Below are 16457 nucleotides of genomic sequence, written 5' to 3'. Positions count from 1 at the left end.
GCCGTAAATGACCTGCTGACTCGGTCGGCGCGCTGGCAGGATGGCGCGATGACCTGGAACGTGGAGACCCTGGCCGCCCGTACCGACCAAGCAGTCGCGGCCGCCGCTGCCGCCGCACGCGATCTCGGCCTGACCGTCACCGACCCGACGGTCCTGTACGACGTCTTCTCGGTGGTCGTGCACCTGAAGCCGGCCCCGGTCGTGGCCCGCATCCCGGTCGTGCTGCCGAAGCCGCTGCAGGATCTGGCGGTCGAGGCGCGACGCCAGCAGACCGAACTCGACGTGGCGCAATGGCTCGTCGAGCAGGGGCATCCCGTGGTCGCGCCCAGCCCGTTGGTGCCGCTCGAGCCGGTGCAGCGTGATGGGTTCTCGATGACGTTGTGGCAGTACGTCGAGCAGGACAAGTCGGTGGAACCCGATTTCCTGGCCGGGACCGCCTCCGCGGCGCGGCTGCACGCAGTACTGGCTGAGTATCCCGGGGAGTTGCCGTGGCTCTCTCCGGTGACTTCCGCAGTACCGGCTGGGTTGGAGGAGTTGTCGGCGGACACCGAGCTGCTGACCGCGGAGGACCTGGATCGGGTTCGGCGGGAGTGGGAGGTGCTCGAGCCGGTGTTGATGAGTCGCGCCGGGTTCGAGGCCGCCTTTCCGGGGGCTCGGATCCAGCCGATCCATGGCGATGCGCCGTACTACAACGTGATCCCGACGGTCGGCGGTCCGACCCTGTGGTCCGACTTCGAGGACGCCACGCTCGGCCCGGTCGAGTGGGACATGGCGATGCTCGATCCGACGCATGTGCAGGTCTACAACGAGACCGCTGCTGCACTGGGCCGGCCAGGAATCGACGAGCGGCTGGTCGGGGTGGCGAACACGGCCCGGATGCTGCAACTGATCATCTGTCTTCCGCTGCTCCCGGCGCTGCCTGCTTTGGCCGAAGGCCTGAAGCCGTCGATCGAACTCTGGCGAACGATGCCGTTCGCAGGAGGCCTGGGCTGATGCTCAAGCAACTCACCTCGTACGTCGAAAGCGGGGTGCTGGCCGGCGCTGTCGCGCTGGTCAGCCGAGGCGCGGAGACGCGGGTGGACGTGGTCGGCAATCTCGCTTTCAGCGGTGCGCCGATGCAGCGGGACAGCTTGTTCCGGATCGCGTCGTTCACCAAGCCGATCGTGGCCGCGGCCACGATGGTCCTGGTCGACTCGGGGCGGTTGACGCTCGACCAGCCGGTCACCGACCTGCTCCCCGAGCTCGCCTCACAGCCCGTACTGCGTCGTCCCGATGGTCCGCTTGATGACGTGGTCACCGCTGTCCGGGCGGTTACCCTGCGGGATCTGCTGACGTTCCGACTCGGGCTCGGCGAGTCGGACAACCCGGCGCTTCGGGCCCGCGAAGAGGAGCTGGAACTGCGGACTTTCGGGCCGCCCAAGCCTCGGACGCCGCTGGATCCCGATGAGTGGATGCGAAGGCTTGGCACGTTGCCGCTGCAGTACCAGCCGGGTGAGCGGTGGCAGTACGGGACCAGCTCGGATCTGGTCGGAGTACTGATTGCGCGGGCGAGTGGTCAGCCACTCGGGGAGTTCCTTAACGAGCGGCTTTTCGCGCCGTTGGGGATGAAGGACACCGGGTTCACGGCGCTGGACGCCGCGCGGCTGACGACGGCGTACCTCGGAGATGACGAGTACGACACCGCCGCCGAGAGTCAGTGGCTGGTGCCGCCCACGTTCCCGACCGGGAGTGGCGGGCTGGTCTCGACAGCGGACGACTTCAATGCCTTTGCCCGAATGCTGCTGTCCGGTGGAGGTGGGGTTCTCTCGGCCGACGCGGTGCGGGAGATGACCACCGATCAGCTGACCGCCGAGCAGAGCGCCGCGGCAAGCGCGACCGGCTTCATGCAAGAGGGCGTCGGCTGGGGGTTCGGGATGTCGGTCGGTGGCGGGCGGGTCGGCTGGGCCGGTGGCCTGGGAACGCTCTGGTCGACCGCGCTGGATCAGCAGAGCACCGTTCTGCTGCTGACCCAGCGAGCGATCTGGACCTGGCCGCCCGAGCTCTTCGCCGCCTTCGAAGAAGCCTTCTAGCTAGTTCTCTTTGTCCGGCTTGGTGAACGTGAGCGTGTGCTCACGGCTCGCCTCGACCGCGCCACGGGTGAAGGCCCACGGCAGGGTCTCGCCGCGTACCCACAGGTCGGTCTGGTCGGTGTAGTTGGACGAGAACGCGTGCCCGGAGACGCCGGTCAGGTTGATCCAGCGCGACTTGTCGTAGTCGGACAGGTCGACCACCATCCGCATCGACGGCGTCGCGGTCACCGCGTACCCCTCCGAGGCGTCCCACGAGGTCGCGTTGACCAGCGATGAGCCGCCGCCCAGTTCGAACGGGCCGCGGTTGAACAGCTTGTCCACCACGCCGATGCCCGACTTGCCGAGGGTCTGGTTCGTCAGGGTCAGCTTGTGCAGCCGGCCCCACTGCCAGCTCCCGGGATCGCGGGCCATCTTGGTGGTGATCTCGGCCCGGGCGTTCACCATCGCCTCGCGCAGGATGTCGTCGCGACTCTCCCGCTGCGTGGTCGCGAGGTTGTCCCACCAGCCGCTGTTCGGCTGCATGATGATCTTGCGCATCACCTCGAACCAGCGCGATCCGCCGTCCGGCCAGGTGCCCTCCGGAAGCTGGTCGTGGAAGGTCAGCTCGAGCAGGTTGCGCCAGACGACGTTGAAGTACGCCGCGGCGGCCGAGTCTGCGGGCTGGGTGAAGTCCCAGTTCCGCAGGGTGTCCTGCCCTTGCCGGTCGAACTCGTCGCTGATCTGCACCTGCAGCAGGTACGGAACCAGCGTCTCGGCGTTGCGGTTCTTGGTGTCGAGCTGGATGGATGCCATCGAGTTCGCGTCGAGCTTGCCCGCCGCACGGATCCGGTCGAGGATCTGCTGCGACCGGTAGCCGTAGTCCCAGTCATCGGTCAGGTGGTACGGGTAGGTCTTCGGGACGACCGCCTGGTTCGCCGTGACGATGATGCCGTCGTCCGGGTCGGCCTCGGTCGGCATCGCCTCGAAGGGGATGTAGCCCTTCCAGTGGTATCGCGAGTCCCAGCCCGGGACCGGCCAGTCGCCGTCACCAGCGTTGCGGATCGGGACCTGACCGGGCGCTTGGTAGCCGATGTGGCCCTCGCGGTCGGCGTACACGAGGTTCTGCGAGGGGACCTCGAACTGCGCGGCGGCCGCGCGGAAGGCCTTCCAGGTCTGCGCCCGGTTGATCGCGAACAGCGCGTCCGCGGTCCGGCCGGGGGTCAGCGCCGTCCATTGCAGGGCGACCCCGAACGCCTCGGAGGTGTCCAGGCGCTTCGCCGCCAGTTCACCGGTCTCACGCTCGTCGTCACCGACGTCGGAGATGATCGGACCGTGCCGGGACTCCCGGACGACGATCTTCTCCACCTCTTCCTGGCCGGCCACCTTGAACGTCTCCTCACGCTTGGACAGCGCGCGGACCTTGTTGTCGTATATGACGGCGTCAGGACCGCTGAACTTCTCCAGGTAGAGGTCCATCACGTCAGGGTCGAGGTTGGTGAACCCCCAGGAGATCGCGGCGTTGTGGCCGATCACCACGCCCGGCAGACCGGAGAAGCTGAACCCGGACACGTCGTACGGGCAACGGGTGCTGACGTTCTTGCAGTGCAGGCCGACCTGACTCCAGATCCCCGGCATGGTCGCGCCGAGGTGCGGATCGTTGGCCAGCAGCGGCTTGCCGGTGGTGGTGTGGTCACCGGAGACGACCCAGGCGTTCGAGCCGATGCCGTCACCGCGACCGAGCAACTGCGGCAGGCCCTTGGCGACCTTGTCGACGGTGTCGAGCGACTTGAGCAGCCCCTGCGTCAGCATCCCGCGCCGCGCTTCGGTCTCGACCGGCGCGGTGGTGAAAGTGCCGCCCTTGGTCAGCGCGGCGGTCGCGATGATCGGCTCGTTGCGGTCGTACGGGTAGTCCGGGTACAGGCTGGCGATGTTGGAGACCGGGTACTTCGCGGCCAGCTTGGTGCGGGTGATCTCGTCGTTCATGTTGCCGCCGAGGTCCCACGCCATCGCCTTGAGCCAGGCCAGCGAGTCGGCGGCGGTCCACGGCTCCGGGCGGTAGTCGGGACCTTGGAGCGACAGCACGGCGTACTCGAGACTGAGGCCGGAGCCGGCGTGCGTGCTCAAGTAGGCGTTGACGCCACGCGCGTAGTCGTCCAGGTAGGCCCGGGTGGTCGGCGTGAGCAGGCCGAGCTCCTTCTCCGCGACCCGGCGCCAGCCGAGGGTACGGACGAACTTGTCCGTCTCCAGGGCGTCCTTGCCGAACAGCTCGGCCAGCCGGCCGGCCGTGACGTGGCGGCGGAAGTCCATCTCGAAGAAGCGGTCCTGGGCGTGGACGTAACCCTGAGCGGCGAACAGGTCACCCGGTTGGTCGGCATAGATCTGCGGAATGCCGTTGCCGTCGCGGACCACCTCCACGTCCGCGTCCAGGCCGGTCAGCGCGACCGTGCCGTCGTAGTCGGGGAAGGAGTGGCGGACGACGAAAATTCCGGTCCCGGCCACCACCAGGAGCAAGGTGGCGAGCACGATTCCGGACAGGATGATGACACGCAGCAGGCGACGCACGGACCAAACTTAGAGAATGCGGACGCCCACCCCAAATGCTGCGCCCACGGAGCTGTGGACAACCTGGACGGATTCAGCACCGTTCACGGGCCAGACGCCTGGTCAGCGGGCCGCGGATCGCCCTCGGTCCAGCGACTTCCTGCCGGAGCTTCTTGGTCCGGCTCAGTCCGGTCCAGACCGGACTGCCGCGCCTGAAGTTGGAATACTTCGGGGCCGTGACGCATTATTAGCAGTCGAGTAGTAGGAGTGCCAGCGGCCATCGAAGGGGAATCACGTGCCGACGTACCAGTACCTGTGCACCGAGTGTGGTAACTCACTCGAGGTCCGGCAAAGCTTCACCGACGATGCACTGACGGTCTGCCCGAACTGCGAGGGCGCCCTGCGCAAGGTCTTCAACGCGGTCGGCGTCGTCTTCAAGGGCTCGGGCTTCTACCGCACCGACAGCCGCGACTCGAAGAGCAGCACGGTGCCCGCGAAGAACGAGTCATCGTCCTCGACCTCCTCGTCGTCGGACTCGTCCTCGTCGTCCACCCCGAAGTCGGACTCCTCGTCTGGATCTTCCTCCTCTGGATCTTCTTCCTCCGGGTCGCCGTCGTCCGGGTCGTCCTCGTCCGGCTCCTCGGGTTCGTCCGGCTCTTCGGGGTCTTCGTCCGGGTCGTCGGGCAGCAAAACCAGCGCCGCCTGATTTCTTCTGGATTCCCTTGTGGACAACAAGGGAACGCCACCGAAAGGCTCGTACTTTCTCTGGCATGAGCCGACCTCCACTTCGTGACCTGCTGAAAGCCGTCCGCCGGCACCGCCGCCTACTCGCCGGGGTGTCCGCGGCGGCAGCCGTCTACTGCGGCATGACCGCCCTCTCCCCGCCACCCCCACCCAACGTGGCCGTGCTGGCCGCCGCCCGAGACCTCCCCGGCGGCTCACCCCCGTCGCCCCGCGACCTCCGCACAGTGCGACTACCCGCTGCGGTCGTCCCCGCCGGCGCCCTCCAGCCAGGCAGCAACGTCGCCCACCGCATCCTCGCCGGCCCAGTGCGCTCCGGCGAGCCCCTAACCGACGCCCGCTTCCTAACCCCAGCGGCGCTACCGGCTGGCCAACTCGCCTATCCCCTACGCATAGACGACGCCGACCTCACCACCCTCCTCCAGGTCGGCGACCGAATAGACCTGTACGCCGCAACCGGCATGCCCAGCACACCCGGAGCCACCGGCACCGCCGGTACGCCCGGCACCGCCGGCACACCCGACACCGCTGGCGACGCCGCGATCGTCCTGGCCGACGCGGTCCGCGTGCTCGCGCTGCCAACGTCGAAAGCATCCATGACCGGCTCGTCAGGCGCCTTGATCGTCATAGCCGCAGATCGCGACGTCATCGGCAGAATCGCCCAAGCCACCGCGAACACCCGAATCAGCTTCGCACTGACCCCCGACACAAGCTGATCCCCCAACTGCTGACACCGAGCCGGAGCCCTCCAACGCTCACCGCACCCCCGGCGATGGTCACGTATCGAACAGCCAAGGTGGCGATCCGTAGCCCTGCGGCGCGGTACCTCGCCAACCGGCTCTCGGCGACCTACGGTTTTGCGGTAACCCCAGCCGAGGGTCCGCCCGGGCCCCGCATCGTGGAGGCATTGCAATGATCGAGGGCTTCAAGAAGTTTCTAATGCGAGGCAACGTTCTCGACCTGGCCATCGCGGTCGTGATCGGCACCGCCTTCGCCACCGTGGTGAAGACCGTCGTCGACAACCTGGTCTCACCCCTGATCGCCTCGCTCGGCGGCAGCAACGTCGACGGCCTGGCCTTCTACATCGTCAAGGGCAACGCCGCGTCGAAGGTCGACTTCGGCGCGATCATCAACGCCTTCGTGGTCTTCTTCCTCACCGCCCTGGTCGTCTACTTCGTCCTCGTCGTCCCGATGAAGAAGATCCAGGACCGCCGCGCCGCCAAGGCCGGCACCCCCGAGGAAGAGCCCGAGCCGCTCACCATGGACCAGGAACTCCTGATCGAGATCCGCGACTCCCTCCGCGCCCGCCCGTAGTACCAACCGTCTTCTTCGGCGGGGGCAACCGCCCCCGCCGACCTCCGTCGTCACACTCGCTCCCCCACCCCCGGGCTCCAGGCTCCGGGCTCCTTCGTCGCCCTCTCACCACCTGCCTGAAGATGCAGCATGTGCGGGACGGAGATGTGTGTGATGGTCTAGCTAGCCAGGTCGCAGGCACCAGTTGGCGGGTGGCGGGCAGGGGTCCTGCAATTGCGGATGTTGGTTGTTGGGTGTTGCTAGGTGGTCGGGTACTGGAGCCAGGTGTAGTTGACGGGCTGAGGTTCGTTCCATTTCGCGGCGAGGGCTTCGTCGACGGGGTGGAAGCCGACTCGCAGGTAGGTGTGGACGGCGCGGGTGTTCTCAGGGCGGACGCGCAGAAAGATGTCGGAGTACCCGGCTGAGAGAGCGGGCGCGAGAAGGGCTCGGACGAAAGCGGTGCCGAGACCTTAGCCGCGGAGGTTCGGGGCGACGATGAAGCGGGCCAGTTCGACCTCGTCTTCCTCGTCGTCCAGCCAGAGTTCGCCGTATCCGATCGGGGTTTCGCCGTCGAAGTACAGGTAGGACTGGATGTCGTCGGCGATCGCGCGCCAACTGGTGCGGAGCTCGCTCGGGAAGGGGTACTCGTCTCGACCGGTCAGCAGCGACACCTCCTGGGCAGAGCTCGCCCAGCCGGCCACGAGGGCCGTGTACTCACTCTCGAATGACCGCAGCTCCATCAGAAACTCCCTTCCCGACCAGACCGCTCCAACCCAGTACGAGGAAAGCCGTTCGATCGGATCACAGCGCGAAAGCGGCGAAAGACTCGACCAGTTTGGCCTGATGGGATGGGAAGTTCGGATGAGGCGGTTCCGGGCAGCCGGGTAGTTCGCGGCATTCCGGGATCAGCTTCAGCAGGGAATCGACCGTCTTCCTTTGATGGACAGGATTCTCCGGTACCGATGGCAGCACGGCTACCGGGACATCCAGGCCAGCAAGCTGGTCGTCTCTCGCGCCACGCAGAGTCTCCGCAGCCAGCAAACCGTCAGCCACGGCCTCCGATGCGCCCTGCGAGATCAGCCGTGCCCGATTCCGCTCGTCCACCAGCGGGTCGCCACCTGTCGCGGGCCACGCCAGTACGAGCCGTTTCACGAGCTGCGGGTAGGCGATCGCCAGCCGGACAGCCACCGCACATCCGTTGGAGGCGCCGACCAGAACAACCGCCTCACCCGAGGTGTCGCGCCCGGGCGGAGTTCCGGGTCGAGGCGAAGCTCCGGGTACAGACAACGTCCCGGGTCCAGGCGAAGTCCCGGGTCCGGGCGAGGCTCCGGGGCCAGCCGAACTCCTGGGTCCAAGCGAAGTCCCGGGTCCAGGCGAAGGTCCGGCGCCAGGAAGGAGCTTGCTCAGTGCGGCGACTTCTTCGGCCCAACTGGTCGCGTGCGAGGGACGATCGGGCGCGAGGACGTTGAGGCCCCGGGCTTCCAGCCCGGCGACGATGCCCGGGGTACGCCAGAAGCGCTCCGCGTTCATCGGTTCCCACAACCCACCGTGGACCAGGAAGACCGTGGTCATCAGCAGTCCGCAGGCTTTCGGAACTTCACGCACATCGGCAGACCGGATTCACCAGGCAGTCGGGTCCGCGACCAGCACCGACGGATGCTGGCCGATCGAGGCGGCCTCCGTGGTGCACAGCGACTGGCGGGTTCGCAGGCAGGCAGCCTTGCGGGCACTCTGGTTCGCAAACCGTCGGGTTCGCAGACAGGCACGTTCGCGGTCTGTCAGTGGTGGGGCGGGACCTCGCGCAGGATGCGCTCGTCGTCATCGCGGTCGGAGTCGCGTTCGCCCCAGGATCGCGGGTCGTCGTCGCTGGTCTGTTCCGGCAGCAGCGGCTCGTCGTCTTCGTACGGGCTCGTCATGCGTCCAGGTTACAAGGACCGGGTAGCGGGCCTGGTTGCAGGACGGGCGGAAGGGACCGGCTTCAGTCCTGGCCCAGGATCCGGGCGAGAGTCCTGGCTCAGGATCCGGGAGTCAGACCGAGCCCGGGATTCGGGTGTCAGTCCTGGCCTGGGATTCGCGGCAGGTTCTTCTGCCGGCTCTCCAGTTGGGCTTGCGGCTCGCCTGGCTGGATAACCGGTGCAGTCGCGGCCTGGACCAGCGGGGCGATGCCTGGCTCCTGTTGCCAGCGGTCGCCCAGCACGCACCAGGCCGCGAGCACGGACAGGGTTGGTGTGGCGAGGCCGCCGAGGCGCAGTGGTTCGGCGTTCTGGAAGCCGAAGGTCATCGTCCAGTTGGCCGGGTCGGGGTAGAACTCCTGGACCGCGTTGTAATAGAAGCTCAGCCAGCCGCGGCCGGGTAGGTGGCACATCAGGCGGTAGTTGGTCGCGATCGTCGGGACTTGCTGCATGTCGCGCCACATCACCTGCGCGTTGCGGCGGGCGGCGGATTTGCGGCTCGCGTTGACCGCCGCGTTCGCTGCCATCATGCCGAGCACCATGCCTGGTTTGCCGATGAACAGGCCGCCGCTGGTGCGGTAGGCGCCGCTGCCGGCGTACAGGCGGGAGTAGAGCGCGGGTGTCTGCAGGTAGGCGGTTTCGCCTTGTTCCAGGACGATTCCGTAGAGCGTGAGCGGTTGCGGCTGGTTGCCGCCGATCAGCCAGCGGGCCCAGCTCTGGCCGAGTTCCCACTCCTCGCGCTGGCGACGGTCGAGCTCCGCCGCGTCCTTCTTCCTGCCCACGTCCGTCCTCCCGCCGCGTCATCACACCTGTACCTGTGCATTGCAACCGATCACCGCAACTGCATGTCACCGAGCTAACTGCCGGTCACTGCGGCCGCCGCCAGATCATCCCATCCCGCCGGACCGAACAGGCCGCAGGTATTACAGAACTGCTGCTTTTGGCACTCGATCGGCCTCGTGACCAGATAGAGGCCGGGCCGTGACAGTTCTGCCACGACCAGTGAGATCCTCCTCGACCATGATGGGTGCTTGCCCAACCCGGAAGGACCGAGTCGTGAGTGCATCAAGGACACGGGGCTTCATCGGGGCGACGCTCGTCGTGACAGTGCTCGGATTTACCGCCGCCTGCGGTAACGAGGACTCCAGCGGCGCCGGCGCCCAGCCCAGCCAGACGCCGACCACCCCGAGCGCAACGCCCAGCACGCCCGCCGCGACACCCAGCGGCAAGCCGAGCATGGACTGCCCGGAGACCATCACCGCCGTCCGCGCGGCCGTCGGCAAAGCCGTCTGGGGCAAAGGGGCTGCCAAGTCCCTGTTCCAGCCGGTCAGCGTGACGATCTGCCAGTACGACGCGCAGGCCAGCGGCGAGGACTACGCCACCGTCACCACCAAGCGGACCGCCCAGCAGGCGACCGATCTGTTCGCGCTGGTCAACGCCGCGAAGCCGGTGACCAACAAGCCGAACATGTGCACCAAGGAACTGGGCCCGACCTACGTTCTGCGGTTCACCGACAACGACCGCGGCGTGCTCTCGTACACCGCCGAGGCGTTCGGTTGCCGCCAACTGGTGGCCACCTCCCTGGAAGGACAGGGCAAGCCCGGCGAGCTGGCTTCGCCGCGGCAGGTTTCTCCCGAGCTGGTGAAGGCGCTCGGCCTGCGCTGACCCTGCCCCGGACGTGCCCCCCGAAGCCGTCCGGGCCGGGGTCACCCCGCCCGCCTTGCGGGTCACCTCTGGAGTCGACCCGCAAGGTGGGTGGCTGGCCCTTGCCACCACCCGAGCGATAGCTGCACCCTGTTCGGCAACTGCCGACAGGAAGGGCCGGGATGCGAGTACTGCGCTACGCCCGGCTCGGCGCCGTCCTACTACTCATCACGACTGCCTGCTCGACCCCAGCCGCACAGCAGCCATCAGGCGACTGCGGCGGCGTCGCAGGCTTCACCTGTACGACGTTGCGCGTCCCCCTGGACCACAGTCAGCCGTCCGGCAAGACCCTCGACCTGGCAGTCGCTGTGGCCGACAACGCCGACGCACCTCGCGGCGTACTCCTGATGCTCACCGGCGGCCCCGGCCAACCCGGCGTGCCGCTACTCGCCAGAGTTCGCACCTACCTGGACCCGGCCGTACTACGTGAGTACCGGCTCGTCATGTACGACCAACGCGGCACGGGGAGCAGTGGCATCAACTGTCCCGAGCTGCAAGCGGCTGTAGGCGGCTCAGACTTCCTGACGCCACCAGCTGACGCAGTACAGGCGTGTGCTGATCGGCTCGGCTCCAGCCGCGACTTCTATGGCACTCCCGACACAGTGGAAGACATCGAACTGCTGCGGCAGTTACTCAAGCAGGAGCGCCTGACGCTGGACGGTACGTCGTACGGGAGCTTCACGGCGGCGCAGTACGGGCTCAAGTACCCGGACCATGTGCAGTCGCTCGTCCTCGACTCTGTGGTGCCGCATGGCGGGATAGACCCGTTCGGAGTCGACCTGATGGCAGCGACCGGCAAGATCCTTGCCGGCAACTGCCGCCGCGACCCAGCCTGTACGACGGACCCGGTGGCTGACCTGGCCTGGCTGGTGCAGCACGGCGAGCTGGACGGCGCCCCGCTGAACGGGACCAGCCTGATGGAGTCGCTGTCGATCCTGAGCCTCAACTCGGTCAATCCGACGCTCAAGGGCATCCCCATGATGCTCAGCAAGGCGAGGACCGGCGACACGGCCGGGCTGAAGGAGCTGTTCCAGGAGACGAGCAGCAAGGGCCTCGGCTTCGACGAACTCTCCGCGGGCCTCCACCTGGTCACTCTCTGCTCGGACCTCCGATTCCCGTGGGGAACCTCCGCCGCGCCGCCCGCAGCCCGCTCAGCACCCCTTGAGAAGGCTGTCAGCGCGTTGAGCCCAACACGGCTGCACCCGTACGACGTACGAACAGCACGGAATCAGCTGATGATCGAGGGCTGCCGCCTGTGGCCGGCCACCCGCGCATCGGCGTACCCGGCAAGTCAGGAGCTGCTCCCCCGCACGCTCCTGCTGCACGGCGGCAACGACCTGTTCTGCCCGCCCGAGTGGGCCGACTGGGAGAAGGCGCACGCTCGGCAGGCGACGCTGGTCGTCGTACCGGGGAGCGGGCACGGCGTACAGAGCAGCCGGCAGGATCCCATGGGGCGGAACGAGGTCCGAGCGTTCTTGCTGGGGTGAGATCGAACTGTGCGTGAATCTCTGCAGCACCCTGAGTAGCTCAGTGCGTCTAATAGATGTGAGGTGTTGTACGCCCAGTTGGGGAGTTGCGAGTGGAGTTCGAGGAGTACGCGTCCGCGCGCGGGCAGGAACTGGTGCGCCTCGGTTTCACCGTCTCCGGCGACTACCAGCGGGCCGAGGATCTGGCCCAGATCGCGCTGATGCAGGCGTTCCGGTCCTGGCGCAAGGTGCAGCGGGCCGACGATCCGCATCACTACGTCCGCCGGATCCTGATCAATTCCTACCTGTCGATGACGCGTCGCCGGTCCTTCACCGAGGCCCCGGCGGCCGAGCTCGACACCGATCGCACGGTGCCGGATCCGGCCACGGACATCGTGAACTCCGACGAGCTCTGGCGAGCCCTCGCCACGTTGTCGGCCCGGGAAAGGGTCGTCATGGTGCTGCGCTACTACCAGGACATGGACGACCGGACGATCGCCGACCTGCTCGGCATCAAACCGTCTTCGGTCCGGGCGACGGCCAGCAGGGCCCTCGCATCGCTCCGCAAGACGAGGCAGTCCCACCGTGTTGATGAGAGGTTGTCGTGAGCAAGACAGAGTTAGAGGAAAATCTGCGCGCCACATTCGAGCGCGCCGCAGCTTCCGTCCCACTGGCCGCTGACCTGGCCGACCGGGCCACCACCGGCGCCCACCAAGCCCAGCGACGGACCTGGCTGATCTCCGGTACTGCGGCCGCCGCGGTGGCCGTGATCGCCGCCGTCGGCTTCGGCCTGCACAGCGCGTCGCAGCCGACCCCGGAGCCGGCCGCGAACGGTCCAGCATCCGCCGTCTCCACCGCCGCCAAGGCTCCGGCCGCCACTGCCGAGACAGTGGCCGGCAGTTGGCGCCCGGTGAAGCTCAGCGGCTTCACCGCGCTCAAAGCGGCTCGCCCCGACGACCCGATCATCACCTTCAACCCCAACGGCACCTGGACTGGCTCCGACGGCTGCAACTCGCTCAGCGGGACCTACTCGATCGGCCAGCGCGGCGAGTTCACCAGTACGTCGAACGGCCAACGCCAGGTCGGCTGCGACAACGTCCCGCACACGGCCGTGCTGCAGTCGACCAAGCGGATCGAGAGCGACCAGAAGAACCTCACCTTCTACGCCGGCGACGGGCAAGAAGTTGCGAGATACGTTCGCGCACGGTAGTCAAATTTGCTTGCGGACCGTGATCACCTATTGACTATGAGCAGTCCCTGACCGGACGATTCACGGAGGCCGTCCACCGATTGGGGAGCTTTGTGCGACTCTCAGCTACCGTCCCGCTGCTCGCTCTTTGCTCAGCGTCACTGGCTGTGATCTCGGTTTCGGCATTGCCGTCGACAGCTGCATCCACAGCGTCGACGGCTGTGACGAAGGCCACTGTCTGCAACCACGCCGACCCGACGACGACCTCGTCGGATGCGGCCCGGCTGTCGCAGCCCGTCTCGTCGAAGGACCCGCGGCCGCTCGGCCAGGCGATCAGCGAGGGCGTGACGAACGCAGTACGGACGATCGAGCCGCTCGACGCGTCCGGGCGTCCCACGTCGGGACTTCCGTTCGGGCTCAGCCAGGGCATCGTCGGCGTCCTCGGCTCCCCCGAGACCGGCTACAAGGTCGTGGTGGACGACTCGGTGGTCGACGAGAAGAAGTACCAGGCCGCCGTCGCCCAGAACGTGCCGGCCGCCGGCCAGAAGATGCTCGGCCTCGAGCGCAGCTGCCGCTCCGCGCGCTCCATCGCCGAAGCCTGGAACCGGATCGGCGCGCGCTCCTGGACCGACGCGACCAAGACGACGTACAGCGCGGACCTGGACCCGGCCTCCGAGGACATCCTCGTCGAGTACGACCAGGCCACCACGTCGGCCGCTTCGGTAGCAGCACTGGAATCGTTGGCAGGTGTCCAGGCGACCCCCGGCAGCCTGCAGCGGACCTCGCGGGTCAGCGACAGCCCGACCGGCGGCCACTGGGGCGCCGCGATGGTGAAGTCGGCCACCAAGACCTGTACTGCCGGCTTCTCCGTCAAGAAGAAGTCGAACGGTCAACGCGGCTCGGTCACCGCCGGCCACTGCGGCGGCGTCGGCACGGTCTGGACGTCAGGCGCCCACTACTACGGCACCACGACGGTCCGCACCAACTACCCCGACTACGACCAGTCCCTGCTGACCGGCAGCTCGTACGGCGCGAAGATGTGGACCGACGGTCCCGGCGACTCGGTGGACACCCGCACGGTCAAGGCCGCCGGCGACCCGGCCCTCGGCTCGTTCATCTGCCAGTCCGGCTACAAGAGCACGTCGATGTGCCGCCTGACCGTCAAGTCCCTGAGCGCCAAGTACTGCGACACCGACGGCTGCACCACCTACGTCATCCGCGCCACCCGCGGCAACGCGATCGCCATCCGCGGCGGCGACTCCGGCGGCCCGATCTACACCACCGCGGCCTCCGGCGGCGCCACCATCCGCGGCCTCGCCTTCGCCGGCGGCGGCTGCACAGGCTCCAACTGCATCACCCTGTACGCCGAACGCTACGCCTCCATCGCCGGCCACCTGGGCGTCACCGCAATCACCGGCTGACGTCCGCTACGCTTACCCCCGGTCCACACGTGCGCCCCCGTAGCTCAGGGGATAGAGCAATGGTTTCCTAAACCATGTGCCGCAGGTTCGAATCCTGCCGGGGGCACAAGACAAACATGCTGGTCAGGGTCACTCTTGGCCCTGACCAGCCCCGACCGGAACACTCCTCGTGACATGAATTGCAGTGAATTAATGTCGCCTAATGAGGACTGCGGCGGTTGAGTTTCCAGGCGCGATCGGACAGTTCGTCTCGGTGATAACGATGAGTTTGCGCTGGTCTGCCCCGCCGCGCGTGTCAGGCGCACGGGGCCACCAGCGGCCGGCGATCCAGTGATAATGCCGGCTATCACCGGTCGAGTACGAACAGGCCTCGATACCGCCTGGCTCCTTCCCCGACTGCGTTGCCTCCGGTCTACTACTTTGTCTCGTCTAACGCTCACGGCCTATGCCGTATGAGGATGGGCATCGAGGCCGGAGGGGCGCGCTGTGACGAATCGTGAGAATGGCAGGGGACAGGAACATCGGCCGGTGGTCCTTGCTGGTGGGCGACGGGGAGACCGCCACCGGACCGGCACATCGGCGCGATGGCCGGACGGTGCCGATGGGTTGTCCCGCGCGACGATGCGGATCAGCGTGGGACTGTTCCTCGGCGCTGTCGTGTCGTGGCTGGTCGTGGTGGCTGGCAGCGGCTGCGGACCGGCTCGGCCCGGAGTATCCACCGTTCAACCCGCCATCGGGCATCCCAACCGGCCGCGCGAACCCTGACTCGATTCGCCGCTTACGGGACGAGACACAGCAGATGTTCGGGCTGTATCCGGGCGGCTTCAAGACCGACAGCCTGCCGCCGCGACCGGGCTACTTGGAGGGTGTCCGGGACACCTTCGACTGGGCACGCGCCGGCGGCCCGGTCCCGCGCCTCGGCGTACCGCAGTCGGGATTCGCGCAGGCGCAGTGATCAAACCAACTCCCTCGACCAGCGCCGCAGAACGATAGAGGTCTCACGCACGCTGTACACGGCGCGTTGAGGCCTCTTCGTCGTCTCGGCCCTGCACGTGCAGGGTTGCAGGAAGCTGCAAAAGCACTGGCCCTGCACGATTGCTGGTTAGTGTCCCGGAATGAATGGGGCTTCTAGCAACGATCAGCACGGCTCGGCCATTCCGGCACCGCCGCCCGTCTTCGATCCTCAGCTGCCCAGCCACAACCCAGGCTGGCAATTGCAACCGGTCGCGCAGACCGCTCCCCCGGTGCGCCGCCGACAGCAACCGGTGGCAGTCATCACCTCAGTGCCGTCCACCGTCACCAGCCCGCCCGCGCCGTTGCGGATGCGCCGTTGGCTGCGGTTCGTCGGCCTGTCCGAGGTGCTGATGGCGCTGCCCTGGTTGTGGTGGTCAGTTAACTGCACCAACTGGTCTTCAAAGTGGATGGGCAAGCGGTCCTTTGTGTTCAGGTCGAAGTCGCCGTGGAATTCTTTGAGCCAGTCTTGATGATTATGCGCCGGGCTAGGCCCGGGTCTCTGTGGTACTTGCGGAGGTCAGGCCGACGCCTACTAGCAGGGTGACACCGCGGCACCGGTTGCCAATGTACTAACCGAGACGTTGTCGCCGGGTATCTTCGCCACCAACTTGTTCTCGAAGGTGAGGCAGACTGACTTGTCGGGCGATGGCTCGGACGGGGCGAACCAGGTGAGCACGGACACGGCCGCCAGGAGAGCAACGGCGAGCACCGTGGAAACCACGGCAGTCGCCAACCCCCGCATCGCCGCGTTGGCAGCCGCGTCGCGCACCTTGTCGAGCCGTCGTGCCAGAGTGCTGATCGGCTGTTCCGGAATCTCTACCAGCGCAGCAGGCGACCCGTAAGCACTCTGGTAGGCCTTAAATACACCGACCACGAGTCCGGTGAGGGCTAGCGAAATCATGAGGCCAACTGCTACTCGCCACGCAATAGGTAGATCAGTCGCAGACTCGGGCCCTTTGATGACGATCGCGGTTGTGAGCAAGCCGGTAAGGGCTGTGAGCCCGCCCAACCACTTTTCAGCCCTTGCCCGCACAATTGTGAGACGGTTGGCTGCGTTGGCTCGGAGGCTCCCAGCGGCCTCAAGGTCA

At 67.1% G+C, this 16457-nt stretch carries 17 protein-coding genes, 1 tRNA gene and 2 pseudogenes; 13 read left to right on the top strand and 7 right to left on the bottom strand.

What is annotated here, in order from left to right; translation table 11 throughout:
* Positions 1 to 48: 48 nt before the first annotated feature.
* Both AB0P21_RS20640 and AB0P21_RS20635 read left to right on the top strand, forming a co-directional pair.
* Complete coding sequence (locus AB0P21_RS20640) at positions 49 to 993, top strand: phosphotransferase (RefSeq protein ID WP_363698725.1); 945 nt, start codon at positions 49 to 51, stop codon at positions 991 to 993.
* Complete coding sequence (locus AB0P21_RS20635; protein ID WP_363698724.1) at positions 993 to 2069, top strand: serine hydrolase domain-containing protein; 1077 nt, start codon at positions 993 to 995, stop codon at positions 2067 to 2069. The genes AB0P21_RS20640 and AB0P21_RS20635 overlap by 1 nt, the downstream gene beginning before the upstream one ends.
* Here the strand turns inward: AB0P21_RS20635 and AB0P21_RS20630 are convergent, their stop codons facing one another.
* A complete protein-coding gene (locus tag AB0P21_RS20630; protein ID WP_363698723.1) occupies positions 2070 to 4610 on the bottom strand; it encodes a penicillin acylase family protein in 2541 nt (846 codons plus the stop codon). It abuts the gene before it with no gap.
* 274 nt (positions 4611 to 4884) lie between these two features.
* Between AB0P21_RS20630 and AB0P21_RS20625 the strand changes: the two are divergent.
* Positions 4885 to 5025, top strand: a pseudogene (locus AB0P21_RS20625) (FmdB family zinc ribbon protein); the annotation flags it as partial.
* Positions 5026 to 5039: 14 nt separating this feature from the next.
* Here the strand turns inward: AB0P21_RS20625 and AB0P21_RS20620 are convergent.
* Positions 5040 to 5321: a hypothetical protein gene (locus AB0P21_RS20620; RefSeq protein ID WP_363699488.1), complete on the bottom strand. Its 282-nt coding sequence runs from the start codon at positions 5319 to 5321 to the stop codon at positions 5040 to 5042.
* Positions 5322 to 5359: 38 nt separating this feature from the next.
* Here AB0P21_RS20620 and AB0P21_RS20615 point away from each other — a divergent pair, with 38 nt between their 5' ends.
* Together AB0P21_RS20615 and mscL are read left to right on the top strand one after the other, a co-directional pair.
* Complete coding sequence (locus tag AB0P21_RS20615) at positions 5360 to 6046, top strand: SAF domain-containing protein (protein WP_363698722.1); 687 nt, start codon at positions 5360 to 5362, stop codon at positions 6044 to 6046.
* A gap of 196 nt (positions 6047 to 6242) precedes the next feature.
* Positions 6243 to 6644 carry a large conductance mechanosensitive channel protein MscL gene (mscL, locus tag AB0P21_RS20610; RefSeq protein WP_363698721.1) on the top strand — a complete coding sequence of 134 codons (402 nt, stop codon included), beginning with the start codon at positions 6243 to 6245 and terminating at the stop codon, positions 6642 to 6644.
* Positions 6645 to 6883: 239 nt separating this feature from the next.
* On the opposite strand, the pseudogene AB0P21_RS20605 reads toward mscL, so the two are convergent.
* From AB0P21_RS20605 to AB0P21_RS20590, 4 genes and pseudogenes are all read right to left on the bottom strand, one after another.
* Positions 6884 to 7363: pseudogene (locus tag AB0P21_RS20605) on the bottom strand (GNAT family N-acetyltransferase).
* Between the two features lie 61 nt (positions 7364 to 7424).
* A complete protein-coding gene (locus tag AB0P21_RS20600) occupies positions 7425 to 7811 on the bottom strand; it encodes a hypothetical protein (RefSeq protein WP_363698720.1) in 387 nt (128 codons plus the stop codon).
* 590 nt (positions 7812 to 8401) lie between these two features.
* Positions 8402 to 8539, bottom strand: coding sequence for a hypothetical protein (locus AB0P21_RS20595; RefSeq protein ID WP_363698719.1), 138 nt, complete (start codon positions 8537 to 8539; stop codon positions 8402 to 8404).
* 137 nt (positions 8540 to 8676) lie between these two features.
* Positions 8677 to 9357 (bottom strand): hypothetical protein, encoded by a 681-nt coding sequence (locus AB0P21_RS20590; RefSeq protein ID WP_363698718.1) that lies wholly within the window; start codon positions 9355 to 9357, stop codon positions 8677 to 8679.
* Positions 9358 to 9631: 274 nt separating this feature from the next.
* Between AB0P21_RS20590 and AB0P21_RS20585 the strand changes: the two genes are divergently transcribed.
* From AB0P21_RS20585 to AB0P21_RS20550, 8 genes are all read left to right on the top strand, one after another.
* On the top strand, positions 9632 to 10240 hold the full coding sequence (locus tag AB0P21_RS20585) for a hypothetical protein (protein WP_363698717.1): 609 nt from the start codon (positions 9632 to 9634) through the stop codon (positions 10238 to 10240).
* Between the two features lie 161 nt (positions 10241 to 10401).
* Positions 10402 to 11766 (top strand): alpha/beta fold hydrolase, encoded by a 1365-nt coding sequence (locus AB0P21_RS20580; RefSeq protein WP_363698716.1) that lies wholly within the window; start codon positions 10402 to 10404, stop codon positions 11764 to 11766.
* 92 nt (positions 11767 to 11858) lie between these two features.
* The gene (locus AB0P21_RS20575) at positions 11859 to 12353 is read left to right on the top strand and encodes a SigE family RNA polymerase sigma factor (protein ID WP_363698715.1); all 495 of its coding nucleotides are present in this window, start codon (positions 11859 to 11861) and stop codon (positions 12351 to 12353) included.
* Positions 12350 to 12955 (top strand): META domain-containing protein, encoded by a 606-nt coding sequence (locus AB0P21_RS20570; protein ID WP_363698714.1) that lies wholly within the window; start codon positions 12350 to 12352, stop codon positions 12953 to 12955. The genes AB0P21_RS20575 and AB0P21_RS20570 overlap by 4 nt, the downstream gene beginning before the upstream one ends.
* A 200-nt stretch (positions 12956 to 13155) precedes the next feature.
* The gene (locus tag AB0P21_RS20565) at positions 13156 to 14355 is read left to right on the top strand and encodes a hypothetical protein (RefSeq protein WP_363698713.1); all 1200 of its coding nucleotides are present in this window, start codon (positions 13156 to 13158) and stop codon (positions 14353 to 14355) included.
* 33 nt (positions 14356 to 14388) lie between these two features.
* Positions 14389 to 14461 (top strand) — tRNA-Arg (locus AB0P21_RS20560).
* A 693-nt stretch (positions 14462 to 15154) separates the two neighbouring features.
* Positions 15155 to 15310 carry a hypothetical protein gene (locus AB0P21_RS20555; protein WP_363698712.1) on the top strand — a complete coding sequence of 52 codons (156 nt, stop codon included), beginning with the start codon at positions 15155 to 15157 and terminating at the stop codon, positions 15308 to 15310.
* 160 nt (positions 15311 to 15470) lie between these two features.
* The gene (locus tag AB0P21_RS20550; RefSeq protein WP_363698711.1) at positions 15471 to 15839 is read left to right on the top strand and encodes a hypothetical protein; all 369 of its coding nucleotides are present in this window, start codon (positions 15471 to 15473) and stop codon (positions 15837 to 15839) included.
* A gap of 62 nt (positions 15840 to 15901) precedes the next feature.
* Here AB0P21_RS20550 and AB0P21_RS20545 read toward each other — a convergent pair whose 3' ends face one another.
* Positions 15902 to 16270: a hypothetical protein gene (locus tag AB0P21_RS20545; RefSeq protein WP_363698710.1), complete on the bottom strand. Its 369-nt coding sequence runs from the start codon at positions 16268 to 16270 to the stop codon at positions 15902 to 15904.
* Between the last annotated feature and the right edge of the window lie 187 nt (positions 16271 to 16457).

This window comes from Kribbella sp. NPDC056861 (genome assembly GCF_040687575.1).
GTDB lineage: Bacteria > Actinomycetota > Actinomycetes > Propionibacteriales > Kribbellaceae > Kribbella.
The sequence above is the reverse complement of the archived record's forward strand: the minus strand, read 5'-3'. Positions and strand labels throughout refer to the sequence as shown.

What these genes read in the sequence shown, in the direction of transcription:
- AB0P21_RS20640 (WP_363698725.1), top strand. Translation starts at nt 49, where the DNA reads ATGACCTGGAACGTGGAGACCCTGGCCGCCCGTACCGACCAAGCAGTC.
- AB0P21_RS20635 (WP_363698724.1), top strand. Translation starts at nt 993, where the DNA reads ATGCTCAAGCAACTCACCTCGTACGTCGAAAGCGGGGTGCTGGCCGGC.
- AB0P21_RS20615 (WP_363698722.1), top strand. Translation starts at nt 5,360, where the DNA reads ATGAGCCGACCTCCACTTCGTGACCTGCTGAAAGCCGTCCGCCGGCAC.
- mscL (WP_363698721.1), top strand. Translation starts at nt 6,243, where the DNA reads ATGATCGAGGGCTTCAAGAAGTTTCTAATGCGAGGCAACGTTCTCGAC.
- AB0P21_RS20595 (WP_363698719.1), bottom strand. Translation starts at nt 8,539, where the DNA reads ATGACGAGCCCGTACGAAGACGACGAGCCGCTGCTGCCGGAACAGACC.
- AB0P21_RS20580 (WP_363698716.1), top strand. Translation starts at nt 10,402, where the DNA reads ATGCGAGTACTGCGCTACGCCCGGCTCGGCGCCGTCCTACTACTCATC.
- AB0P21_RS20555 (WP_363698712.1), top strand. Translation starts at nt 15,155, where the DNA reads ATGTTCGGGCTGTATCCGGGCGGCTTCAAGACCGACAGCCTGCCGCCG.
- AB0P21_RS20550 (WP_363698711.1), top strand. Translation starts at nt 15,471, where the DNA reads ATGAATGGGGCTTCTAGCAACGATCAGCACGGCTCGGCCATTCCGGCA.
- AB0P21_RS20545 (WP_363698710.1), bottom strand. Translation starts at nt 16,270, where the DNA reads ATGATTTCGCTAGCCCTCACCGGACTCGTGGTCGGTGTATTTAAGGCC.